The organism is Enterococcus sp. DIV1767 (assembly GCF_050542585.1).
Lineage (GTDB): Bacteria > Bacillota > Bacilli > Lactobacillales > Enterococcaceae > Enterococcus_D > Enterococcus_D innesii.
On record NZ_CP172936.1, the window covers coordinates 3273583 to 3296532 of the forward strand.

23 protein-coding genes are annotated in these 22950 nt (G+C 43.8%); 13 read left to right on the forward strand and 10 right to left on the reverse strand.

Annotated elements, in window-relative coordinates; all coding sequences use genetic code 11:
• Positions 1-161: 161 nt before the first annotated feature.
• Both IGI78_RS15550 and IGI78_RS15555 read right to left on the reverse strand, forming a co-directional pair.
• Positions 162-1544, reverse strand: coding sequence for a lytic polysaccharide monooxygenase (locus IGI78_RS15550; protein WP_195266308.1), 1383 nt, complete (start codon positions 1542-1544; stop codon positions 162-164).
• A 274-nt stretch (positions 1545-1818) separates the two neighbouring features.
• Complete coding sequence (locus IGI78_RS15555; RefSeq protein ID WP_195266310.1) at positions 1819-3342, reverse strand: flavocytochrome c; 1524 nt, start codon at positions 3340-3342, stop codon at positions 1819-1821.
• A 478-nt stretch (positions 3343-3820) separates the two neighbouring features.
• Here IGI78_RS15555 and IGI78_RS15560 point away from each other — a divergent pair, with 478 nt between their 5' ends.
• Positions 3821-4240, forward strand: coding sequence for a phosphate-starvation-inducible PsiE family protein (locus IGI78_RS15560; protein ID WP_008381850.1), 420 nt, complete (start codon positions 3821-3823; stop codon positions 4238-4240).
• 15 nt (positions 4241-4255) lie between these two features.
• Here the strand turns inward: IGI78_RS15560 and IGI78_RS15565 are convergent, their stop codons facing one another.
• Complete coding sequence (locus tag IGI78_RS15565; protein WP_195266314.1) at positions 4256-6061, reverse strand: sensor histidine kinase; 1806 nt, start codon at positions 6059-6061, stop codon at positions 4256-4258.
• Between the two features lie 53 nt (positions 6062-6114).
• Here IGI78_RS15565 and IGI78_RS15570 point away from each other — a divergent pair, with 53 nt between their 5' ends.
• The gene (locus IGI78_RS15570; RefSeq protein WP_195266316.1) at positions 6115-6831 is read left to right on the forward strand and encodes a response regulator transcription factor; all 717 of its coding nucleotides are present in this window, start codon (positions 6115-6117) and stop codon (positions 6829-6831) included.
• Here the strand turns inward: IGI78_RS15570 and citG are convergent.
• The 3 genes from citG to IGI78_RS15585 all read right to left on the reverse strand — a co-directional run bounded on the left by citG (position 6808) and on the right by IGI78_RS15585 (position 9822).
• Positions 6808-7671 carry a triphosphoribosyl-dephospho-CoA synthase CitG gene (gene citG, locus IGI78_RS15575; RefSeq protein WP_229045659.1) on the reverse strand — a complete coding sequence of 288 codons (864 nt, stop codon included), beginning with the start codon at positions 7669-7671 and terminating at the stop codon, positions 6808-6810. The genes IGI78_RS15570 and citG overlap by 24 nt on opposite strands.
• A complete protein-coding gene (locus IGI78_RS15580; protein WP_005233081.1) occupies positions 7664-8359 on the reverse strand; it encodes a GntR family transcriptional regulator in 696 nt (231 codons plus the stop codon). Before IGI78_RS15580 ends, citG begins: the two co-directional genes overlap by 8 nt.
• Positions 8360-8475: 116 nt before the next feature.
• A complete protein-coding gene (locus tag IGI78_RS15585) occupies positions 8476-9822 on the reverse strand; it encodes a CitMHS family transporter (RefSeq protein ID WP_195266318.1) in 1347 nt (448 codons plus the stop codon).
• Positions 9823-10217: 395 nt separating this feature from the next.
• Between IGI78_RS15585 and IGI78_RS15590 the strand changes: the two genes are divergently transcribed.
• The 11 genes from IGI78_RS15590 (at position 10218) to IGI78_RS15640 (ending at position 18789) form a co-directional block, all read left to right on the forward strand.
• Positions 10218-10601 carry a hypothetical protein gene (locus IGI78_RS15590; protein ID WP_430618138.1) on the forward strand — a complete coding sequence of 128 codons (384 nt, stop codon included), beginning with the start codon at positions 10218-10220 and terminating at the stop codon, positions 10599-10601.
• A 9-nt stretch (positions 10602-10610) separates the two neighbouring features.
• The gene (locus IGI78_RS15595) at positions 10611-11024 is read left to right on the forward strand and encodes an acetyl-CoA carboxylase biotin carboxyl carrier protein subunit (protein WP_195266322.1); all 414 of its coding nucleotides are present in this window, start codon (positions 10611-10613) and stop codon (positions 11022-11024) included.
• Positions 11025-11047: 23 nt separating this feature from the next.
• Positions 11048-12163, forward strand: coding sequence for a sodium ion-translocating decarboxylase subunit beta (locus tag IGI78_RS15600; protein WP_081119350.1), 1116 nt, complete (start codon positions 11048-11050; stop codon positions 12161-12163).
• 24 nt (positions 12164-12187) lie between these two features.
• Positions 12188-12313 carry an OadG-related small transporter subunit gene (locus tag IGI78_RS15605; protein WP_008381833.1) on the forward strand — a complete coding sequence of 42 codons (126 nt, stop codon included), beginning with the start codon at positions 12188-12190 and terminating at the stop codon, positions 12311-12313.
• 12 nt (positions 12314-12325) lie between these two features.
• Positions 12326-13321, forward strand: coding sequence for a [citrate (pro-3S)-lyase] ligase (gene citC, locus IGI78_RS15610; RefSeq protein WP_195266324.1), 996 nt, complete (start codon positions 12326-12328; stop codon positions 13319-13321).
• Positions 13322-13333: 12 nt separating this feature from the next.
• A complete protein-coding gene (gene citD, locus IGI78_RS15615; protein ID WP_005230465.1) occupies positions 13334-13642 on the forward strand; it encodes a citrate lyase acyl carrier protein in 309 nt (102 codons plus the stop codon).
• On the forward strand, positions 13630-14517 hold the full coding sequence (gene citE / locus IGI78_RS15620; RefSeq protein WP_077454178.1) for a citrate (pro-3S)-lyase subunit beta: 888 nt from the start codon (positions 13630-13632) through the stop codon (positions 14515-14517). Before citD ends, citE begins: the two co-directional genes overlap by 13 nt.
• Before the next feature lie 2 nt (positions 14518-14519).
• A complete protein-coding gene (gene citF, locus IGI78_RS15625; RefSeq protein WP_077454177.1) occupies positions 14520-16052 on the forward strand; it encodes a citrate lyase subunit alpha in 1533 nt (510 codons plus the stop codon).
• Entirely contained in the window at positions 16033-16587 is a 555-nt protein-coding gene (citX, locus tag IGI78_RS15630; protein WP_077454176.1) for a citrate lyase holo-[acyl-carrier protein] synthase, read from the forward strand. The genes citF and citX overlap by 20 nt, the downstream gene beginning before the upstream one ends.
• Positions 16584-17975, forward strand: a complete 1392-nt coding sequence (locus IGI78_RS15635) for an oxaloacetate decarboxylase subunit alpha (protein ID WP_195266326.1) — start codon at positions 16584-16586, stop codon at positions 17973-17975. Before citX ends, IGI78_RS15635 begins: the two co-directional genes overlap by 4 nt.
• A 274-nt stretch (positions 17976-18249) precedes the next feature.
• On the forward strand, positions 18250-18789 hold the full coding sequence (locus IGI78_RS15640; RefSeq protein WP_195266328.1) for a DUF1697 domain-containing protein: 540 nt from the start codon (positions 18250-18252) through the stop codon (positions 18787-18789).
• A 77-nt stretch (positions 18790-18866) separates the two neighbouring features.
• Here IGI78_RS15640 and IGI78_RS15645 read toward each other — a convergent pair whose 3' ends face one another.
• The 4 genes from IGI78_RS15645 to IGI78_RS15660 form a co-directional block, all read right to left on the reverse strand.
• Complete coding sequence (locus tag IGI78_RS15645; RefSeq protein WP_195266330.1) at positions 18867-19553, reverse strand: YoaK family protein; 687 nt, start codon at positions 19551-19553, stop codon at positions 18867-18869.
• A gap of 280 nt (positions 19554-19833) precedes the next feature.
• Complete coding sequence (locus tag IGI78_RS15650) at positions 19834-21216, reverse strand: MATE family efflux transporter (protein WP_034872420.1); 1383 nt, start codon at positions 21214-21216, stop codon at positions 19834-19836.
• 80 nt (positions 21217-21296) lie between these two features.
• Positions 21297-21677 carry a MarR family winged helix-turn-helix transcriptional regulator gene (locus tag IGI78_RS15655; RefSeq protein WP_016613715.1) on the reverse strand — a complete coding sequence of 127 codons (381 nt, stop codon included), beginning with the start codon at positions 21675-21677 and terminating at the stop codon, positions 21297-21299.
• A gap of 411 nt (positions 21678-22088) precedes the next feature.
• A complete protein-coding gene (locus IGI78_RS15660) occupies positions 22089-22928 on the reverse strand; it encodes an RsiV family protein (protein WP_229045661.1) in 840 nt (279 codons plus the stop codon).
• Positions 22929-22950: the final 22 nt, after the last annotated feature.

Genomic DNA, 22950 nt, shown 5'->3' on the forward strand with positions numbered 1-22950 from the left:
GTGCTGCTACGCATGACGCATAGCAGCACTTTTTTGCATTCATCAAGCGAATTCGTCCAATTCGTTGCACGAATCAAACAAAGGTTCAACCATGTCCTCATAAAAGTGTCAACAAGAGCAGTGCCTCTGCACTGCTCTTGCTTTACTGATTCATTCAAGGATTACAGCTTCTGAAACAAGGTTGGGGCTTGATCAGGAGACCAAGTGGCGTCCCCGTAATTTGAGTGGGTGTTAATCACGACATAATTGCTGCCTTTATGGCTCACGATTTCACCACTTGTATACACTTCTGGTGCAGAGAATGTACCTAGTTTCCACACACGGTATTCTGACTCCCCGCCTCCAGGTGTTTCCGTTTCTTCTTTGGCATTGGTTTTCACGCTCAGCTGGTTACTGAAAGCGGATTGTTCGCCCGTTTTGCTGATTGCTTTGATTTGGTAATTGTAGGTTGTATCCGCTGCTAGATTCGTGTCTTCATAGGTTGTTCCTGTGGCTGTAGCGATTTTGACGCCATTGCGGTAAACATCATATCCAGCGATACCATTTGTATGAGTGGATGCTTGCCACATTAAGGACACGCTGCTGTCTGTCACGCTCATTTGGTGTAGGTTGCCTGGTGTCGAAGGGGTTTCGACTTGATTGTCTGCTGCGGTAGTCACTTTCACTGCAGCACTTTTTTCTGAAACTAACGCCGTAAAGCCGACAGCTTCTACTTGATAGCTATAGGTTGTGTTGGCTTTTAATTGCGTGTCGGTAAAGGTTGGCTCAGTAGTGGTTGCCACTAAGGCACCATCACGATACACGTTGTATTCTTTCGCATCGGTTTGACCGTTCCATGCTAAAGCCACCGTGCTGCTAGTCACTCGTTCTGAGCGGACATTTGCTGGTGCTGCTGGTTTTTCGGGAATGACTGTTGAACCGGAAACGTTGACGTCGATCACGTTATAAAAGGCATTTGGCGTATCGGCAACATCCCAGACCGCTAAAATGACATGGTAACCAAGACGATTTTCTGGAATGGTAATGGTATGGCTTGGGCTATTGCTGGCAGCCGATCCATCGTGATTCACAGTAGCGATCAATTCCAAGCTATCTCTTGAAAGTGGCGCGTTTTGATCCCACCCTGGTTTCGTGATATAGTAATGCCATTTTGTGGTCTTGTGAGGCGCTGTATAATGCCAGTTGACCCGCAATGGACCTTGATTGATGTCTTGTTTGGTCCAACGATTGGTTCCTTGTTCATCAAGAACAAAGTCCCCGATTTGTCCAAGTCCACCATCTGCCGAAGCGATGCGACCATCTACTGGTCCTGCTTCTGGAAAGCCTTTTTTAGTTTCCAATGATTGTGGGTTTGAAATGACATTGCCATATTTCTCAAATGCAGCGCTCCACCCTAACGTATTGCGATCCAAAGACCCTTGATAGCCCCGACTGACAGGTGATTCCACATAACCATGAGCAAATACTTGTTTCCCCGTGAAGAACAAGGTCCCTCCAAGTAAGATTGCCACCCCGACCGACCATTTTACCAATGCGTTTTTCATACTCTGCCTCCTAAAATTTTTTATCATCGAATAAACCAAACTTATCCGTTTATTCATTGATTCCGATTCAGTGAAAAGCAAACCCTCCATTTAAAAATAGTTTATTTATATATGTATAATAAATGACCTAATCATTATAAGATTATAATGACTAGTTTTCCGTCCTTTCAGTGAGAAATACAAAAAAACTTGAAACGATTCTCCTAATCACTTAAGAGGATTCGTTCCAAGTTTCTTTCTTTATAGACGATCTTTTTCAGGAAAAAACAGCCGCTTATTTCCCGTTTTCTTTCACATAGTCAGAGGATTGCGCGCCTGCTTGGCGACCAAAGACCATAATGTCGGCTACAGCATTGCCGCCGATTCGATTTTGTCCGTGGATACCGCCGGTCACTTCACCTGCTGCATACAAGCCAGTGATTGGTGTGCCATCTTCTTTCAACACTTGGGTCTTCGTATTGATCTTGACGCCGCCCATTGTATGGTGGATCCCAGGTGCGATTTGAATCGCATAGAATGGTCCTTCCGTCAAATCATAGTCCATCGCCGTTTCACGACCGAAATCTTTGTCGGATTTGTCTGCCACTGCTTGGTTCCATGTATCTAAAGTTTTCTTCAAGGTTGCTGGATCAACATCAATTTTTTCAGCTAACGCTTCGATGGTGTCAGCTTCTACCACTACACCTTGTTCTTTGTAGTAATCGACTTGTTTGGCTCTACCTGCTAACGCATTATCAAAAATCAAGTAGGCATAGCTTTCTGGCAGATCCGTAATAGCAGCTGAAACATTGTCGCGGGTTTCTAATTCATTGTAGAAACGTTCCCCTTGTTGGTTCACCAAAATGGCGCCTTCTCCACGAACGGTTTCACTGATCAACATCCCTGTATCTTGAACCACTGTTGGATGGACTTGGATTTGATCCATATCAACCGTTGCGCCGCCTAATTCTTCGATCATCTTGATGCCATCGCCTGTACTTCCTTCAGAAGTCGTGCTGACATAGCCTTTCAGATCTGGACGATATTTTTCGATCAGTTCTTTGTTGGAGCCAAAACCACCAGTAGTAACAACCACTGCATCACCAGCGATTTCTTTTTCTTCGCCATTGATTTTCACGTTGACGCCAGTGACTTTGCCGTCTGTTTCATTGATTTTTGTCACATCAGCATTTACAAACAAAGGAATTTCTTGCTCATGAATGTTTCTCAACAGGCCATCCACCAAATACGTACCGACTGCTGAACCGTCATGAGGACGATGGATTCGTTTTACACTGGCACCGCCACTGTAACTGATATTGTCTAAAGTGATCCCCATTGAATCCAACCAATCAATCGCTGAAGCAGAGTTGTCTACTAAATAATGCAGCAATTCTTGATCGTTGGTTCCTTTACCACCTTTAAGGGTATCTTCAAAAAATTGTTCATTGGAATCTTCAATACCTTGGGCTTCTTGGAATTTGGTTTCTGATGCGTTCATTCCGCCAGAAGATTTCAAGGTATTTCCGCCTGCGATCGGCATTTTTTCTAAAATGACTGGATTCATTCCAGCATCTTTAGCCGACAAGGCTGCTGCCATCCCTGCACCGCCAGCACCAACGATGACGATATCATATTGATCTTTTAACTCTGCTGGATCGGTATACTCTTGTTGGGAAGCACCTGAAGTGACTTCACTTTCTGAAGAAGAGCTTGCCGCACTGCTGCTGGCTTTTGTTCCGCCATCGGCACCACATGCACTAAGCAACAATAATGAGGCTGCCCCAATCACCCATTTTGACCATCCACTTTTTTTCATTTGTTTCCCTCCGTTTTTCTTGCTCTTTTCTCCTCACTGATCCCCGTCATATATGATGAGAAAAGAAGCTTTTTTCTTGTGAACTCTGCCCAACTTGTTACTTTATTAACAATGGTAAATATCTTGCGATCGGACTATTTTTCTATTCGATAGCGATAAAAACATTGTTTAAGCAACATTTCAACAGCGCTCTATTTTATTTAACCATTGTAACAAAAAAAGAAACTAAGTGTCTCGTAATAATTTGTGTATATTTTAACTATCCATTCTCATCTTTTTCTAATTTTATCGGAAAAAGATACTATATTTTCCTCGCTACTTTCTGCTATTGAAAGCTATCACAAAAGACATGCCCATAGAATGACCGTTAAGCTCGCGAGTAAAAAGATATGGCCGCGATTGTTCTTTCACTGTTCTTTTCCCTTTGTGCTGCACCTTCTTTTGTATAATAAAAGAAAAAGCAGAAATGGAGTGGCATATGGAAAAATTGACCCGGATGTTCGAGCGAGTGATCAGTATCTGTATTGATAGCATGTTAGCGATCTTAGTCGTTGTCGTCTTGATTTTTATGGGAAAAGCGATTTTTATGATCAGCACGACGCTCTTTCCTTTAAGTGAAGCGCCCCATCTGTCCTTTTTGATTGAAGAAATTGCCACGTTATTCATTTTGTTAGAAATCATTTTGATGTTGCTGCGGTATATGAAGGACGGACACCATATTCCCGTCCGTTACTTGATTTTGATCAGTATCACTGCGATTTTGCGCGAGTTATTATTGACGCAAGGCATGGCGAACGATGCCCTATTTTTTGCTTTAGCGATCTTTGTTTTGGTACTCGTCTTACTAGTCCTGCAAAAAATCAATGCCTTCCAGCATGCCCAAGAAAAAGACCACTGAAACCACCCCGTCGGATCAGTTGGTTTCAGTGGCTTTTTCGGGATCAGTTAGAGGAATACCAATATAAAAGGTGGTTCCTTTAGGCGTACTCGTAACATCGATCAACCAGTCGTTTTTTTCCACGATTGAAGAGACAGTAAAGAGTCCTAGACCAGTACCGCCAGTGGCACTCTTGGTCGTGAAGAAGCGGGTAAAGATTTTTTCTTGGATCGCTTCTGGTATGCCGGGACCGTTGTCGGCAATTTCGATCAAAGCAAATTCCTGTTGCGCTGGGAATGCTTGCTTACGAAACGGAAAGTTGGCGGTTGTTGTCGAACTGCGACTCAATCGAATGCTGCAATCGGCATTTGCTTGGTACACATTCATCAACAAATTGTAAATGATCACTTGCAGATCGATTTTCTCGTAGACGGCATATCCCGCTTCTTGGATATCATACGTAAGGGAAAAGGCTTTTGGCAACAGTGCGCGCATAGTATCGATGGCTTCTGTCAAGGTAGTAGCAATCGACTGCACAGTTTTATCGGCACTTTCGAGTTTCGAAAAACGCAGCACATTGCTGGCTAACTCTTTGCCTTTTTCCGCCGCTTTGCAGACTTCTTGCAAGTCCTCCACTAAGACTTCATCGTGTTGGTTTTCCTCGATCAGCAATTGCAGATGACCAATCATGGGCGTCAAAAAGTTGTTTAGGTCATGGACGATTGAGGTCGTTAGCAAGCCAATGGTTTCCAGTTTTGATTCTTGCAAAATGTTTTTTTCGATTTCGTGCTTTTCTTTTAGTAGCCGTTGTCGTTCTTTCAATGCTTGGTTTTCGACATAGGCTTGATTGCGTTTCATGTAGTTTTTGATCAGGACCGTCAATAAAATCATAATGACAAACAACAAACCCAGTAGGCCGATCAAAATCAAGTTATCTTGTAAAAAGAGACCGCTTTGCTCCAAAAAATCGGCATTGCTAGCGACGATCAGCCGACTGTCGCCGATGGTGATCCATTGATAAGCAGCCAATTTCAGTACTTTTTGCAGTGTTTCTTCATTCCACCAATAAGAATAATAGACGGAGGTGCCTGCTTCATTGTCGATTTGTTCTTGCTCCAAGCGCTCAAGATCGGTGAAATCCAGCTCTGGAAATTCTTTTTTACGGCTCTCAACGATGGAAAAACCAATTTGTTCGTCCGATGGGTGCATAACGATCCGCATATCGGCGTTTTTGACCATCGTATAGCCGGAGACATTGCGATCGGTGGTAAATTCATGATGATACATGCGCTGCAGATTCAAAGGCATCACAAGAACCGCTTCTTTGTCGTCAAGGGTTAGGGACTGATACACATTTAAATAGGCCTCTTTACCATCGAAATAGACTTGCCCATTTTGTACCTGCCGTCCCGCCAATACTTTGTCTAAGGATGGATCTTTAAATAACAGTTCCTGCATCGTTGGGTCTTCTGGTTTATTGACCGCCGTTGCGGTATTTTGGGCGATGACCTGACCTTGTTGGTCGATCAAAAACAATCCGACCATGGCATTGTTCGCAGAATTGATCACTGGTAACGTTAAGGGGCGCTGCAAATCAGCCAAGGCGGCGCCTTCGAGGTGGTCATCGGCATAATTGGTAAGAGCCATGTGGTACGATTCGATACTGCGGCTGATCAGCTTGATCGCCGCTTGATTGACCGTTTCCAACTGCCGCAACCCGACGGTTTCAGCTTGTCTTTGTGCGCTTTTATAACTTGTAAAGGTAAAAATAAGTCCAATCAATGTAATGAATAAGGTAGCGACCACGCTTAAATACAGCCAAAACTTTGATGGCGGTTTCATTGTAAACCCCTTTCATATTTACTATAATACTATTGATACAGGAGGCGGATATTTTGCGAGCTGAAAAAATTTTAATCGTTGATGATGACCCTGCCATTCGGCGGCTGATTTGGAAATCTTTACAGTCGACGGGCATTTTGATCTACCAGACTGATTCCGTTGAAAAAACGATTGCGATCAATTCTCGTGTCAGCTTTGATCTTTTTTTACTGGATATCAGTTTGGAGCATGAAAATGACGGCTATCATTTGGCACAACTGATTCGAGAAGAAAACCCCACGGTGCCGATCGTCTTTTTGAGCGGTAAAAGTGACGAAAAAGATATGATCAACGGCTATGAGATCGGCGCTGATCACTACATTACGAAGCCTTTTTCACCGGCACTCTTAAAAGCACAAATCGTTTCGATTCTAGATCGCCGCAACGTGCTGCGAGAAAAAGGGATCGCTAAACCGGAAGGAGATCTGTGCAGCGGCATGTTTCGTTTTGACCAAAAACGCTATCAGTTTTTCAAAAATGATCAGCCCATCAAGTTATCTTCAAAAGAAATCATGCTGATGCGCTTTTTCATGGAAAATCCGGATCAAGTGTTCTCGAAAGAACAGATTTACAGTAATGTTTGGCAAGATGGCCAATTCGATGCCAATACCGTGATGGTTTTTATCAATCATCTGCGAAACAAAATTGAAGATGAGCCGAAGCAAGCCCGTTTTTTGAAAACCGTTTGGGGGATCGGCTATACCTTTTTACCAGAAGGAGACGCCTTCTAGCTGCAAGAAATAAAGGGCCAAGGCTAAAAGATCCGCCGAGCCGCCGGGACTCAAATGGCGTGCAATCAATACTTGATCATAGGTCGTTAATTCACGAAGCAAGTCTGTATCCGACAGATTGGCTTGGTGAATTTTTTGCATCTCCTGCTGCACGGTCTTCATCGCCTCGTAGCCGCCTCGGTGGACGAGGTTGCTGTCTTCGGTTTCACTCATTAGATAGACCAACCCGCGCAACAAGGAAACGGAGGTTTTTTGTGGTTGCTGCCGCAAGTACTCCAGCAGTTTTTTGACCGTTGGATACCCAGCTGCAGCTTCTCCACGAATCCCCATCGTGCCATAGGTCAAATAATTTTTTTCTCCGTAAGACAACTGGTCTTTGTGGGTGATTTGCTGCAGGTCTTGCTTGACCAAATGCTGGCAGATATCGGCAGCAAGCTGCAGGATCTGATTGGTATCTTCAGCCGTCAGCTCCGCCTTGCCATTTTGTTGATAATAGACTCCTGTTGCCCCCAACAAAACTGCAAAGGAAAAATTCGCCCCCTTGTGGGTATTGATGCCTTTGGTTGCCTGAAGCATCGCTTCTTCTGCTTCTTGACCGATGCCTCGTAACTGGTCAAACAGCTGGATCAGCGAGCCTGTATGGGCAAAACCGGCTTGGCTATAGCGCTGAAAAAACGGCGCCAAACAAGTGATACTATTGATAAAGGTAAACACATTCATGTCCTGATGCGCACCGGATGAGCAAGGATCTACTAAACCAGGCTTGGGAGCTAACACTACCTCATAATGCAGCGCATTGACTGCATAGTTGCTGGCGGTAAAAAGACGGGAATCAGTCAATTTTTCTTCGCTCCATTTCAGCAAGAATAAATTGCAGGGAATGATCCAAATGTTCATGGGTCAACAACGTGATCTGTTCCGTGTCATTGGTTCTCATGCCGCGATAAATCAGCCAATGTTCCGCCAATGCCGCATCCCTTCTTCTAGAAGAGCGAATCGCAATATCACGAAAATACACGAGGTACGCTTGCAGATCCAGCACGATACTTTTTAACCGTAGCATTTGGCTTTTTTCGTAAATAAACGCATTGAAGTCAGAAAAGTTTTTCAAGACCCCATCCACGTCATCCTCACGATTCAGCTGTTCGCCATGTTCTAACAAGCAGCGCATCTCCCGGAAATCTTCCTCACTCATCAAGGCCATTGCTTTGATAGTCGCCAACGTATCCAGTGATTTGCGGATATCATAAATCTCATAGGCATCCTTGATACTGATCCCTTTTACAACGATGCCGATTTTTGGCACATGCTCCACCAGTTTTTCAGCCACGAGCTGAGTCATGGCGTAACGAATCGGGGTTCGGCTGATATTTAGCGTATCGGAAAATTCTTTCTCATTGATGCGAGAGCCTGCGGGAATGTCTCCTAAAATGATGGTTTTTTTGAACGCTTCATAGATCAAATCTTTTAATGGTTTATTTTTGGTCAGATCCAGATTTTTATTTACTGCATCAATAATTGGATTCATGATTTACTCCTATCATACTAAAAACAAATGAGATTTTTGGGAAAAAATAGATATATCGATAAACAAGGAAAACTACCGAGCAAAATGGCAGCCTGCTCGATAGTTTCTTTATGAAATTACTGTGGAATATAAAACGGCATATGACCTAATAGTACGATCGTAACGACGAAGATCACGAAAATTCCCAGTGCGTATTTCGCCGCTTCTTTTTGCCATTGCCCCATATCTAAGCCCGTCAAGCGCAATAGCAAGTAGATGAAGGCAACCAATGGACTTAACAAGTGGAATGCTTGGCCCATTAAGGACGCCAAGGCCATCTGCATATTGGTGAAGCCATACGAGCGACCTGCTTCTGCTAAGACCGGCAGGACCCCAAAGTAAAAACCGTCATTGGAAATAAAGAAGGTTCCTGGTGCGGAAATCAGGGCGATAACTAACCCCCAGAAACCGGCCAATTGTTTAGGAATAATTTGCGTGAAACTATTCGCTAAGGCAGTAGCCATCCCGGAGCCTTGGAACAAGCCCATGAAGACGCCCGCTGCAAAAACTAAAATTACGACTTGTACAGCGTCGCCGCCGTTGGCACCGATCCGTGACGATTGGTCTTTCAAAATTGGGTAGTTGACCATCAATGCGATACAAGTACCTACAAGGAATAACAAGATTGGTGGTAAAGCGATACTAGAAATAAAGGAGCTTGCTACTAACCAGCCAATCAAGACGATCGTTAAGATACCATTGAAGACAAAGTTTTTCGGACGACGGATCGCTAATGTATCAGGATCAGTCACAGTCGTCATTTCTAAAATCTCATCGTTCGTCAGTTCCGTAACCCCTAAACGTTTCCGTTCTTGGATCCCCATTCTGCGAGCTACGAAGAAAATCACATATAACAGAGACAAAATCATTCCTGGCAACAAATAAGAAAGAATATCCGCATCAACTTCCAACACCGCCATTGCCCGAGCAGTCGGTCCGCCCCATGGCAATAAGTTCATGATGGTGTTTTGCAAAATGATCAAGACACCAAGGTTCATCATTTTCATATTCAGCTTCTTGTAGATGGGAATAAACGCAGAACAGCAGATCAAGGTAGTGGTCGTTCCATCACCGTTCAAAGAGACTGCAGCGGCAACGATTGCCGTTGCCATCAAGACTTTCATCGGATCGCCTTTGGCAAAATAAATCATTTTTTTCGTGATTGGATCAAATAAACCGGCATCCAACATAATGGAAAAGTACAAAATCGCAAACAGCAACATGATCCCTGTGTTGGCTGTAGTGGAGATTCCCTCAAGAACAAAATCTCCGATGTTGCCTTTTTCGGAAACACCGGCAACCATCGCAACGAGGGTAAATAGTAATGGGATAATTACTAAGGATGTAAAGGGTGACATTTTTTTCTTCATGATGACAAACATGAAGACAATAATCATGGCATAGGACAAAATTGTTAAGAACATTTTCTTCTTCCTTTCATGCATCGAAATGTGTAAGCGTTATCAAAAAACATTTTAAAAAAATTACAGGCCCGTAATTTATTAGTGACAAGCGCCACTAGTTTGTGAAAATTTTTCTTTTCTTAAAGGAAATAATGTTATTGAATGCTTTACACGTCTAAGAATAAACAATCAAGAATTAGAAAAAAAGACCCGTTTACAAAAAGAACAGCAAAAAAACAATTTCTCTTTTCAAATCTTATTTTTCGTTTAAAAAGTTCTTAACAGAATATTAACGCAAGAAAAACCTTGATAAAACAACGTTTATCTCGGTTTTTCGCTCTTTTCTCAAAAAAGGAACACTGAAAAAACAATTTTGAGCTGAAATAATTCTCGCTGATTGAACAGGAGTTTCTATAATGAAAGAGAACGAATCATTGAGAAAGGAGAAGCCCATGAATCTTATTAAAAGATTGTTCAAAAAAACGCATGATGAACCAGATGCGCCTGTCAGTCCTCCTCTGAAGCCAAGGGAAATGATAGCGGATCCACCCGCATCTGTTTGGCAAGAAATGTCGAGCTATCAGCCGGCGCCAGCAGAAGATTATCCACTAGTCAGTCTGATAGCCGCCGCACTAGGTGCCGAGTGTTCCCCTGAAAGTCAGTTTGTCATTCGTAGAATTGAGAAACGCAATCCTGAATTTATGCGAGTCACCCTGATAGCCGCCAGTATTGCCGCCGGAGAGCTGCCTGATTCTCAGTTCACAATCAAAAAAATAGCCAAAAAAAATGAAAACAAGTGAGGGAAAAACATGTTACGTAAATTTAAAATAGCAATCGATGGGCAAGAATACCTTGTCGAAATGGAAGAAATCGGTGCGCCGCAAACTACCGCTCCTGCCCCAGCAGTGCCAACACCGGCTCCCGCAGCGGTACCTACTCAACCAGAGCCAGTCAGCACACCAGAACCAGAAGCCGCACCACAGCCAGCGCCAGCTACGCTCCCTGCTGACGGCGAGCCGATTCATTCTCCGATGCCGGGAACGATTTTACGTCTCTTGGTCAATGTAGGTGATACTGTACAAGAAAATCAGTCATTGATGATTTTAGAAGCCATGAAGATGGAAAATGAGATCGTGGCACCAAAAGCCGGAACCGTGGTTGCCATTGCAGTCAATGCGGGCGATATGGTCAACCCAGGAGAACTGCTGATTACGATCGGCTAATTTATTGAAAAGGAAGTGACGTAGTGGAAACGTTAATTGAAGGTGTAGTCGGGTTAGGATCAGAGCCGGGACGGATCGTTATGATGTTCATCGGTGGTCTATTGATGTATTTGGGGATCAAGAAAGAATATGAACCAACCTTGTTAGTCCCTATGGGATTGGGCACGTTGTTAGTGAACTTCCCGAACTCAGGTGTGTTAAGTGCTGGTGGAGAAGCTGGCCCGTTCCAAGTATTGTTTGATATGGGGATCTCAACTGAATTATTCCCTTTGCTTTTGTTTATCGGGATTGGTGCGATGATCGACTTCGGTCCATTGCTGCAAAATCCATTTCTTCTGTTGTTTGGCGCTGCTGCACAATTCGGGATCTTCTTTACGATCATCGTTGCCGTGCTGCTTGGCTTTGATTTAAACGACGCGGCTTCCATCGGGATCATCGGTGCCGCTGACGGACCAACGTCGATTTTTGTCGCAAATACGCTGAACTCGAAATATATGGGTGCGATCATGGTGGCAGCTTACTCTTACATGGCGCTAGTACCGATCATTCAACCGGTAGCCATCAAAGCAGTGACGACCAAGCATGAACGAAAAATCCGTATGACGTATCGTGCCGGAGAAGTTTCGCAAACGGCAAAAATTTTGTTCCCAATCGTGATCTCGATCGTAGCAGGGTTGATTGCGCCTGTTTCATTGCCATTGGTTGGATTTTTGATGTTCGGAAATCTCTTGCGGGAATGTGGTGTCTTGGATCGTTTGTCCATCACCGCTCAAAACGAACTGGTGAATATCATCAGTATCCTCCTAGGTTTATCAATTTCTGTGAAAATGCAATATGAAGAATTTTTACAAGTCGACACATTGATGGTTATTGGTTTAGGGCTGGTTGCCTTTATTATGGACTCGGTCGGCGGCGTGTTGTTTGCGAAAGTGCTGAACTTGTTCCGTAAAGAAAAAATCAACCCAATGATCGGTGCAGCTGGTATCTCTGCGTTTCCAATGTCTAGTCGGGTCATCCAAAAAATGGCGACAGATGAAGATCCGCAAAACTTTATCTTGATGCATGCAGCCGGTGCCAACGTTTCAGGACAGATTGCTTCGGTCATCGCCGGTGGCTTACTGCTGGCACTGATTGCTTAGGTTACTAGAAAGGAGAGGAAAACTATGAGTCAAGATTTACTGACTTCATTTGAATTGTTGTTATTCGGTTGGGGCGGCGTCTTTGTCGTGATCCTGATCATCTACTTCGCATCCTTGCTTTTGTCGAAGCTCTTTCCAGTAAAAAAATAAAGAAGGCATTGTATGTATACCTTAAAAAGAATCTGGCTGCAAAAAGATCCGGAAGTCTTTTTGCAATGGCAAAAATTGATCACTCATGCTGGCTTAGCCGTCGGTGAAGAAGTAGCCTATACCGTGGGCATTTTTGATCAGCAAACCTTGATTGCTACTGCTTCTTGCTATGCCAATATCATCAAGTATGTAGTGGTCTGTGAAAAAAGACGCTCCGAACAGCTGTTGACGCAATTGATTTCACACCTTAGCGATCATATCAAAGACGAAGGCTTCAGCAAGTCCTTCGTCTATACAGCACCGAAAAACCGCCTGTTTTTTGAATCACTCGGGTTTCGTGAAGTGCTGGCAGCACAAGACATCTTGTTCATGGAACAAGGCGTTCCTTCTTTTGAAAGCTATGCCCAACAGCTGCAACGGCAGCGAATTGGACAAAACAACGGCGCGATCGTCATGAACGCTAATCCTTTTACTAAAGGACATTTGTACTTAGTCGAAACGGCTGCGAGTCAAAAAGAACAGGTTTATGTGTTCGTTTTATCAGAAGACCGCTCGCAATTTTCTGCCAGCGAACGGCTGCAGATGGTGACGGATGGTGTGGCTCATCTGCCAAATGTAACGGTGCTGCCGACCAACAACTATCTCGTCTCTTCGGCAGTTTTTCCCAGTTATTTCTTGAAAGAGCAAGCACCTGAGGCGATCGCCAAAAAACAAGCCGCCTTTGATGCGACCCTCTTCAAAGAAAAAATTGCCCCGCTGTTGGCGATCACCACGCGTTTTGTAGGCTCAGAGCCTTACTCACCCGTGACCCAACTCTACAATGAGGCAATGGCTGCCGTTTTTTCTCCCGAGCTTGAACTGATCGTGATCGACCGTCTGAAGATCAACCAATCAACCGTTTCGGCTACAAACGTTCGGAAAGCGATTGCAGAAAAAGATTTACTTTCCTTGCAGCAATTTTTGCCAGAAACAACGTTCACATTTTTAATGCAGCATAACTATATTTAGAGGTGATAATAAGTGGAAATCAAAAAAAGTGCGGTTGCTGGCTCTGTTGAATCCAGTGATATCTTGATCGCGATCGAGCCTACCACAACCCAAACCATCGAGCTGACCCTCGATAGCAGTGTCGAAAAACAATTCGGCAAACAAATTCGCGCCGTCATCCTTGAGACGCTGAACCATCTAGGCGTGACACAGGCCAAAATCACTGCCACCGATAAAGGCGCATTGGACTGTACCATCAAAGCCCGAACTCTGACCGCCGTTCATCGGGCCGCCGAACAAGAACAGTATGCTTGGAAGGAGATCGACACATGGAACGTTTAAGAAGAACGATGATGTTTGTACCAGGAGCCAATGCTGCCATGCTACGGGATGCACCATTGTATGGCGCCGATTCCGTTATGTTTGATTTAGAAGATGCGGTCTCCTTGAATGAAAAAGACTCCGCTCGGACACTGGTGCATTTTGCCTTAAAAACCTTTGACTATTCTGCCATCGAAACCGTCGTACGCATCAACGGCCTCGACACGGTGGGTGCCCTTGATATCGAAGCGATGGTCCTAGCGGGGGTCAACGTCATTCGTCTACCGAAAACCGAAACCGCCCAAGACATCATTGACGTTGCCGCTGTGATTACACAAGTGGAAAAAGACAATGATCTACCGGTAGGAACCACCAAAATGATGGCTGCCATCGAGTCTGCCGAAGGCGTTTTAAATGCCCGAGACATCGCCACAGCTTCCGAGCGCTTGATCGGGATCGCTTTAGGGGCAGAAGATTATGTCACCAATATGAAGACTCGTCGCTACCCAGATGGGCAAGAATTGTTGTTTGCCCGCAGTATGATCTTGCATGCAGCTAGAGCTGCGGGAATCGCCGCCATCGATACCGTCTTTTCTGATATCAATGACACAGATGGCTTTATCGCTGAAACGACCCGCATCAAACAGCTTGGTTTTGACGGAAAATCAGTGATCAATCCCCGGCAGATTCCCCTAGTCAATGGGATCTATGCGCCTTCAAAAGCCGAGATCCAGCAGGCCAAAGAAGTGATCTGGGCCATTCGCGAAGCCGAAAGCAAAGGATCTGGTGTGATCTCCTTGAATGGCAAAATGGTCGATAAACCAATCGTTGAGCGAGCGGAACGCGTGATCGCCCTTGCCAAAGCAGCGAAATTGATTACCGAGGAGGAAGTGTAATTATGGTGTTAAACAAAGCAGGAAAAGACATCCCTGAATGCTATGCCACCCAATACGGGGTCTTTGAAAATGAAACAGCCAATATCCATGCCTACAAAGAAGCGAGTCGCAAGATCGAGCCAGTCCTGCCAGGCAAAAGCAAGGTCTTGGGCAGTATTCGTGAAGCCATTGAAAAAACAGGGTTAACGGACGGCATGACGATCTCCTTCCACCATCATTTTCGCGAAGGGGATTTTATCATGAATCTCGTTTTGGACGAGATCGCAAAAATGGGTATCAAGAATCTTGCGATTGCCCCTAGTTCCATCGCGAATGTCCATGAACCATTGATCGGACATATCAAATCTGGCGTCGTGACCAATATCACCTCCAGCGGACTGCGGGACAAAGTCGGTGCCGCAATCTCCGAAGGCATTATGGATGCTCCAGTCATTATCCGTTCTCATGGCGGTCGGGCTCGTGCGATTGCCGCCGGCGATATCCACATCGATGTCGCCTTCTTAGGGGCGCCTAGCTCAGATGCGTATGGCAATGCCAATGGTACCGTCGGAAAAGCAACCTGCGGCTCATTGGGCTATGCGATGGTCGATGCAAAATACGCCGACCAAGTCGTGATCATCACCGACACCCTTGTGCCGTTTCCAAATACCCCAATCAGCATTCCCCAAACGGATGTCGATTATGTCGTGGAAGTCGACGCCATCGGTGATCCTGCAGGGATCGCAAAAGGTGCGACCCGCTTTACCAAAAATCCAAAGGAATTACTGATTGCTGAGTATGCAGCCAAGGTCATCACCAGCTCGCCTTACTACCAACAAGGCTTCTCCTTCCAAACCGGAACAGGCGGTGCCGCATTAGCCGTTTCTCGTTTTTTACGCGAAGCAATGATCAAAGATGAGATCAAAGCCAGCTTTGCCCTCGGCGGCATTACCAATGCCATGGTGGAACTGTTAGAAGAAGGATTAGTGGAAAAACTGATCGATGTCCAAGACTTTGATCATCCTTCCGCGCAATCGCTAGGGAAAAACACCAATCATTACGAGATCGATGCCAATATGTATGCCTCACCGTTAAGCAAAGGGGCGTTTATCAATCAATTGGATACCGCCATTCTTTCCGCACTGGAAGTCGACACGGATTTCAACATCAATGTCATCACCGGTTCTGACGGTGTGATCCGCGGTGCCTCTGGCGGCCACTCAGATACCAGTATGGCGTGCAAAATGAGCTTAGTGATCGCTCCTCTTGTGCGGGGACGGATCCCAACGATCGTCGATACCGTCAACACGATCGTCACGCCAGGCGCCAGTATTGATGTCGTCGTTACGGAAATCGGGATCGCCATCAACCCTGCTCGCGAAGACCTGATCAGCCATTTTGAAGCATTGGATATTCCCCAATACACCATTGAAGAGCTAAAAGAAAAAGCCTACAGCATTGTCGGTCAACCCGAACCAATCAAGTACGGGGAAAAAACCGTCGCTTTGATCGAATACCGCGATGGCACGATCATTGATGTGGTCAAAAATGTCTGATGCCCTATTTTCAGGAAACCCTGTGACGCTAACCGACATGCTGCAGGCACGAGAAAATAGAAGCTCCCTTCAACGGGAGCTTCTCGCTGCGGATGAAAAAGCGGCATTGCTTGTTGCCACCATGAATATTCCCGGTCCAGTGAAAAATTCTGCCCCATTGACCGCTGTTTTTGAAGAACTCATTACGGAAATCGAAGAGGCCGTCAAGGAACTGATTCCACTGGCAAACCTCTACCGTAGTTTGGAAACTGGACCGGAATATTATCTCGTACTGCCCACAGATCCTTATGAACTAAAACGAATGATGGTTCAGATTGAGACCCATCATCCTTATGGTCGATTGGTGGATCTGGATGTCTTAGCCAAAAACCAAGACCAGCTTTTACCTATCAGCCGCACCGAAATCGGACTGCCGGCAAGAAGCTGCTACGTCTGTGAACAAGATGCCAAAGTTTGTGGCCGTTCTAGAACTCATAGCGTAGCAGATATGCAGCAGCAGATCCGTAAAATCATTCAGGAAAGAGTGAAAGAATGAAAAAAATCCAATTTACCGAAACCGTCTTGCGGGACGGCCAACAAAGTCTGATCGCCACGCGAATGCCTACCAGCGATATGCTGCCAATTTTAAAAACCATGGATCAAGCAGGCTATCATGCCCTTGAAATGTGGGGTGGCGCGACCTTCGATGCTTGTCTGCGTTTTTTAAATGAAGACCCATGGGAAAGATTGCGGGCGATCCGCAAAGAAGTGAAAAAGACCAAACTGCAAATGCTCTTACGGGGACAAAATCTCTTAGGTTACAAAAACTATGCCGATGACGTCGTTGCTGACTTTGTGACCAAATCAGTCGAAAACGGCATCGATATTCTTCGTTTGTTTGACGCCTTAAATGATGTCCGCAATTTAGAAACCGCCATCCGCGCCACAAAAGCAGCCGGTGGACACTGTCAAACGGCAATCTCTTATACTACTAGCCAAATCCATACCGTGGATTACTTCGTTGACCTTGCCAACAAAATGGCAAATCTCGGCGCCGATTCCATCTGTATCAAAGATATGGCCGGCGTTTTGACGCCGCAAACCGGCTATGAGCTGGTCAGCCGAATCAAAGATGCCGTCGATCTGCCGCTAGAAGTCCATACCCATGCCACCAGCGGCATCGCTGAGATGACTTACTTGAAAGTTGCGGAAGCCGGTGCAGACATCATTGATACCGCCATCTCCTCCTTTGCTGGCGGCACCAGTCAGCCAGCAACCGAATCTGTGGCAATCGCCTTAGAAGATTGCGGCTTTGCTACAGGACTTGATCTGCAGAAAGTCGCTGAGATCGCGGAACACTTCAATCCCGTTCGTGATCGTTTCCGCGAAGAAGGACTACTGAACCCGAAAGTCAAAGATATCGAACCTAAAACCTTGATCTATCAAGTACCTGGTGGCATGTTGTCGAACCTACTCAGCCAATTGACGGAACAAGGATTGCAAGACAAGTATGAAGAAGTTCTAGCAGAAGTACCAAAAGTCAGAGCGGACTTGGGCTATCCGCCACTAGTGACCCCATTGTCGCAAATGGTCGGCACTCAAGCCTTGATGAATGTGATTTCAGGAGAACGTTACAAACTTGTCCCAAGTGAGATCAAAGATTACGTCAAAGGACTTTACGGACAATCGCCAGCACCCATCAGCGACGAAATCAAAGAAACAATCATCGGAGATGCCGAAGTGATCACCGTCAGACCAGCTGATTTACTGGCACCGCAACTGCCAGCCTTCAAGGAAGAAATCGCTGAGTATGCCAAAAGCGAAGAAGACGTGCTGATGTACGCCCTCTTCCCTCAGCAAGCCCAAGACTTTTTAGGCCGACGAGAAGATCCCTTTTATGACGTCCCCGTACAGACCGTGTCTGTGAAGATTGCGGTGGATTAACAACGAAGCCAGAAACAGAGAAAACGACTGAAAGTGACCCTCACAAATTCGCTTGCTTGAGCAAATTTGTGAGGGTTGTTATCATTTCCAGGCTGTTTCTTTGTTTTTACTAATCAGCAGCGCAAAAATACATGCGCCATAGCCACTCCACCAACAAGCTTTCATTCGTCGTTTCTCGCTCACGTATTGTGGACAGCTGAGAAGCCAGGATTGTACTTCCGCTTCATCCATTCTATAATCAGCTAAAAGAAGGGGTTTAAAGGAGGAGTTATCCATGCAACGATACATCGCTTTATTAAGAGGCATCAATGTCGGTGGAAAGAACAAAATTTCTATGAAAGAATTGAAAGCCGGTTTTGAAGAATTGGGGTTTAGCAATGTGGTCACTTATTTGAATAGCGGCAATGTGATTTTTTCCAGTGAAGGGGATGATCCACAAGCCCTTGCCGAAACGATTAAAGCAATGGTCAAACGCGACTTTTCCTTTGATATCGCTATTTATATCATTCGCCAATCAGAGCTGCAGGAACGATTGACCCATATGCCCGACTGGTCAGGGACGGAAGATAAAACCATCTATGACAACCTGATCTTTTTGATGCCTTCGCTGACCTACGAGGAGTTATCTGAAAAACTCGGGGCTCCGAATGCCGAGCTTGAACAGGTTTTCCCTTACAAAGACGTCGTCTTCTGGTCTTACCTCCGCAAAGACTATCAAAAAACCAATTGGTGGAAAAAAACAGCCAGCACCAGCGTCGGCAAACAGATTACGATTCGAACCATCAATACCGTACGGAAGATTGCGGAGCTGTGAGGACATTCTAAAAAATATTCCTCTTTCAGCTTATAAGAAAAACCGCCAGAAGGAGTCCCTCTGACGGTTTTATTTGACTATCGAATCGTCTTTTTCGCTTGATGGATTTCAATAAAAAGTGCCAGCAGAAACGTGAAGGTTACGATCCAAATTGAATATTTTTTCAAAATAAGACTGACAAAGGCTAGTAAACAAGCACCAATGACAAATGAGAGCACGACGATCGTATAGTTATGGGCATTGCGTTTTTGAAGCGACGTTTTATTTCGTGAGGTCAGATACAGATACCATTCATTTAGCATTTTCCGATAATTGCCTGAGGTCATCATGATCGTATAAGGATTTCCTTCGATTTGCGTTCCAGTAAACGTCAGCATCAGCAAGCCACTGCCAAAAGCAAGCAGACCAATTTTAAAAAGGTGCAAGTTTTGAGACAACAATGGAATGATCAAGCTCGATAAAATAACAGGTAGCATGGTGTAACTGCGCCAATAATGACTGAAATTGCTGCGCTTTAGAAGAATACCTAATAAAAATCCTACCGTAAACAAAACGATCGATACGATCTTAGGCAGCATTTGCTGCCAATTATATTGGGATAAATTCGAAGCCATCAAAATAATGTTCCCCGTCTGGGTAGCAACTAATCCATGAAAGTAATTGTGAGAATAGACATCTAATGCCCCGCCTGAAAAAGCCATTAAAATCGCAAACAGACGACTGTTATTCGAGACAGAGACAACTTTATAAAATTTTTTTTGCATAGTAGGTTCCTCAATCGCTTGATAGTTTTTATAATAACGTTCATTTTAGACACTTTTCTTCTATCAACACATTCAAAAATCATTGATCTTTGAATGAAGTTTTTTCAATTGTAAGTATAACAGAATGAACATCTCCTCTTACTTTAATGCAAAGAAAATAAATAGCAAGTAAAGAAGCCCAACAAAGCAAACTTCGTTGAGCTTTCCATACCCGAGATTCGAAAAGAAACCTTTCGCTATCTTTTCATCCAGAAACCAATAGTTCAAACGTACCTGATTCTTATATGCTACTGTTTTGCATGGCGGGCAGGTCATCCTTATTAAGTTTATTTAGATAAGGAATCATCATTAAGACACCCGCAACAAACGCGATACCTTCTGTAATCGTCATTGACCAAATCAATCCATCCAATCCATAGAAATGATGAAGCACTAAAACGATTGGAATAAAGAATGTTCCTTGAATCGTGGACATCACTCCGGTCTGAGCACCTAGTCCAGATGCCTGAAAGATGCCCGTGAATAAACCAGAGAAACCATTAAAGATCGAAGAAACCAACTGTGCCCCTAAAATCGTTAAGCCAACTTGGATCACACGAGGATCACTTGTAAATAACCCCAGCACAGGCACTCGCAACCAATACACAATCAATGCAAAAAGGATGGAGATCCCACCTATCCACAAAGATACTTCTTTCAGTGCTTCTTTCACTCGTTTCGTGTTATGGGCAGAGAAACTGTAGGCAAATAACGGTATGACGCCCAAAAATAGACCCATTGTTAAAAATTCCGGTAGTTGCGTGATTCGAACAGCGATACCAAAGCTAGCCACAACATTGTCCCCATATTCAGCAGAAAAATTGTTCAATAATAATGTGGTGACGATCATGAAAGCTGATTTAAACAGCTCGGATATTCCTATTTTGTAAACTTCTAGCTGATCTTTGATTGAAAGTTTCATGCTCTTTAAAAAGCCCTTCAATGTCTCACTTTTCGTTTCTAGGAACCAGACATAATACGTTGTTGAAGCGATATTCGCAATCACCAGTGATAGCCCTGCACCGATCACATGTAGGTTAAAGACGAGAATCAATAATGCATCAAGTAGGATACTCACTGCAACACTGACAAACATGCCATACATTGATTCTTTTGATGCCCCTTCTGAACGCACCAACTGTTCCAAAGCAAAATTTAAAATGAACGATGCTCCACCAACAAACAAAATCAGTGAATATTGTTTTGTATACAAAAATGTCTGACCACCTGCTCCTAGTAAATGAATAAACGGATCCATGAAAATTACTGCGACAATCCCTATGATCACACCGAGCAGGATGCTCGAGTAAAACGCATAGCCGGCAACTTTCTTGCCCTTTTGAGTGTCTCCATTTCCTAGTAGTCGTGTGATATAGCTTCCTCCACCAACACCTAGCATGTTCCCAACGGCCATCAACAAAATCGTAATGGGCATCGCCAAGGTAATCGCCGACATCATATTGGTATCATGGATCAATCCAATAAAATAAGCATTAATCAAATTATAGATCGTCGTGGTTGAAATACCAACCATCATCGGGATCGATAAATGGGCAATTGCCTTTCGCACCGGACTTTCGCTTAAGTAGTAAATATTGGATTCATTCATTGTGACTTCTTCCATGATGATTCCTCCTTTAATTAGATAGTTAAATGTTAGAATTCTAACTTTAAGGCAATAAGCAGTGATTGACTGCTTATTGATCATAGACTTTGATCGATTTTTCTTAACAAACGAGTCAGTTCTTCGACTTCTTCTGCATTCAGTGCTTGGACCAGTTCTTTTTCTGCCGCATAAAAAGCTTCATTGGTTTGATCAATCAACGCTTTTCCTTTGGGCAAAACGTATATATTTTTTTGCCGCTCATTATTTTTTGGGATGCGGCGTTCGATATACCCTTTTTTTTCTAACCCTTGAAGCATACTTGTGATACTGGCATCACGACGTTGAAACACTTGGGCCAAATCCTTCTGAATCAATCCCTTGTCTTCATTTTGTGCGATATACGCAATCATTCTTCCTTGCTGCTGACTGATATCCAGGTCTTTTATACGCAGTTCCATCGATTCCCGTGACTTATTCATAATGGAACGCATCAAATTCGAAACGATCAGTTCCTCCAAAACGACTCCCCCTTCGCCAAATGTTAGATATCTAACTATTCGAAAAGAATATACACCGGTTAAAAAGGAAAGTCAATAAAAAGATTCGCTACCTAATAATTAGATCTCTAATTATTTTCAAATCCAATAATGGTAGTAAGGCTCAGGGAGTTCCACACTGTGGAAAAGTTACTCACAAAAGCAGACAACAAGGTACTTTTTATTGCCTTTGTAGTAAACGTGTATAAAAGAGACTCTGGGTTCATCGATTTTTTCCCCTCATGGTATCAATGCCAATTAGAAAAGTAGGCTTTATTTTCCGCTCTTGCTAGCGAAAAAAAGAAAGCTTATCCAGAAATCATTTTCTGAATAAGCTTAAACTGATTTATCGATCTAATTAAAAAAATTTTCGTCAACTAAGATCGGCTTCAATACTGTAGTAGGTATTATGAACTCTTGTGTCCCCATGTATCCAGCCGAAACTTCATATTTATCAAACGAAATAACTAGTTCATGATTTTCATTAATATAAAAATTCGGATCATTCTCCAACCAATTTGTATCATTATAGTCTAAAACCCAATATTTGATATCGCTATTTACTCTCATCCGCTCTTTCATTTGGTGCTCAATTTCCTGAGCCAGCACCTCTAAATAGTTTTCCGTTTTAAATAACATCTTTAATGATAATAAGACCTCGTTCTTTTTATCGAATGTATCAAATCGATGTTCGACATTGGTGCTCCCCACTGTCTCTTCAAACGTACGGTCGATTACTAAAAATCGATTATCATTGACTTTCACATCATAGGTACCACTGACATACATTTGTTTTTCGTCCACCTTATTTATTACGTCTATATAACTTTGATATGCTCGTTGTCCTTCACGGAGATATTTTTCATTTAATTGCGAATACACTTGATTTTCTTCTGTTATCTTAGGCACATCAATAGTGATTTCTGCTTCCTCTTTACTGAACAGAAGCGTTTCCCCAGTTATAATTGATACCAAATCCCCCAAAATAGGTATTTCTGATGCAAAACCTCTAAAGGTAGTATTTTGAAGCATAATCAAAAAACTAAAAACCACCAAGATCACGCTTTCGACTCCTCTTCTAAGTACTTTTCGCTTCTTTTCTTCGTATACCTTTGCCTTTTCTATTTGAAAACGCGCAACTATTTCACGCTTTAATTGTTCCTGGTTTTCTCCATCAAACGTGTGCTGTTTCATTTCGCTCATTCTCCTTTTCATA

Excerpts from the sequence above, each read along its gene's own strand:
- IGI78_RS15550 (WP_195266308.1), bottom strand. The coding sequence starts at position 1,544 with ATGAAAAACGCATTGGTAAAATGGTCGGTCGGGGTGGCAATCTTACTT.
- IGI78_RS15555 (WP_195266310.1), bottom strand. The coding sequence starts at position 3,342 with ATGAAAAAAAGTGGATGGTCAAAATGGGTGATTGGGGCAGCCTCATTA.
- IGI78_RS15560 (WP_008381850.1), top strand. The coding sequence starts at position 3,821 with ATGGAAAAATTGACCCGGATGTTCGAGCGAGTGATCAGTATCTGTATT.
- IGI78_RS15565 (WP_195266314.1), bottom strand. The coding sequence starts at position 6,061 with ATGAAACCGCCATCAAAGTTTTGGCTGTATTTAAGCGTGGTCGCTACC.
- IGI78_RS15580 (WP_005233081.1), bottom strand. The coding sequence starts at position 8,359 with ATGAATCCAATTATTGATGCAGTAAATAAAAATCTGGATCTGACCAAA.
- IGI78_RS15585 (WP_195266318.1), bottom strand. The coding sequence starts at position 9,822 with ATGTTCTTAACAATTTTGTCCTATGCCATGATTATTGTCTTCATGTTT.
- IGI78_RS15590 (WP_430618138.1), top strand. The coding sequence starts at position 10,218 with ATGAAAGAGAACGAATCATTGAGAAAGGAGAAGCCCATGAATCTTATT.
- IGI78_RS15595 (WP_195266322.1), top strand. The coding sequence starts at position 10,611 with ATGTTACGTAAATTTAAAATAGCAATCGATGGGCAAGAATACCTTGTC.
- IGI78_RS15605 (WP_008381833.1), top strand. The coding sequence starts at position 12,188 with ATGAGTCAAGATTTACTGACTTCATTTGAATTGTTGTTATTCGGTTGG.
- citC (WP_195266324.1), top strand. The coding sequence starts at position 12,326 with ATGTATACCTTAAAAAGAATCTGGCTGCAAAAAGATCCGGAAGTCTTT.
- citE (WP_077454178.1), top strand. The coding sequence starts at position 13,630 with ATGGAACGTTTAAGAAGAACGATGATGTTTGTACCAGGAGCCAATGCT.
- citF (WP_077454177.1), top strand. The coding sequence starts at position 14,520 with ATGGTGTTAAACAAAGCAGGAAAAGACATCCCTGAATGCTATGCCACC.
- citX (WP_077454176.1), top strand. The coding sequence starts at position 16,033 with ATGTGGTCAAAAATGTCTGATGCCCTATTTTCAGGAAACCCTGTGACG.
- IGI78_RS15635 (WP_195266326.1), top strand. The coding sequence starts at position 16,584 with ATGAAAAAAATCCAATTTACCGAAACCGTCTTGCGGGACGGCCAACAA.
- IGI78_RS15640 (WP_195266328.1), top strand. The coding sequence starts at position 18,250 with ATGCAACGATACATCGCTTTATTAAGAGGCATCAATGTCGGTGGAAAG.
- IGI78_RS15645 (WP_195266330.1), bottom strand. The coding sequence starts at position 19,553 with ATGCAAAAAAAATTTTATAAAGTTGTCTCTGTCTCGAATAACAGTCGT.
- IGI78_RS15650 (WP_034872420.1), bottom strand. The coding sequence starts at position 21,216 with ATGGAAGAAGTCACAATGAATGAATCCAATATTTACTACTTAAGCGAA.
- IGI78_RS15655 (WP_016613715.1), bottom strand. The coding sequence starts at position 21,677 with ATGAATAAGTCACGGGAATCGATGGAACTGCGTATAAAAGACCTGGAT.
- IGI78_RS15660 (WP_229045661.1), bottom strand. The coding sequence starts at position 22,928 with ATGAAACAGCACACGTTTGATGGAGAAAACCAGGAACAATTAAAGCGT.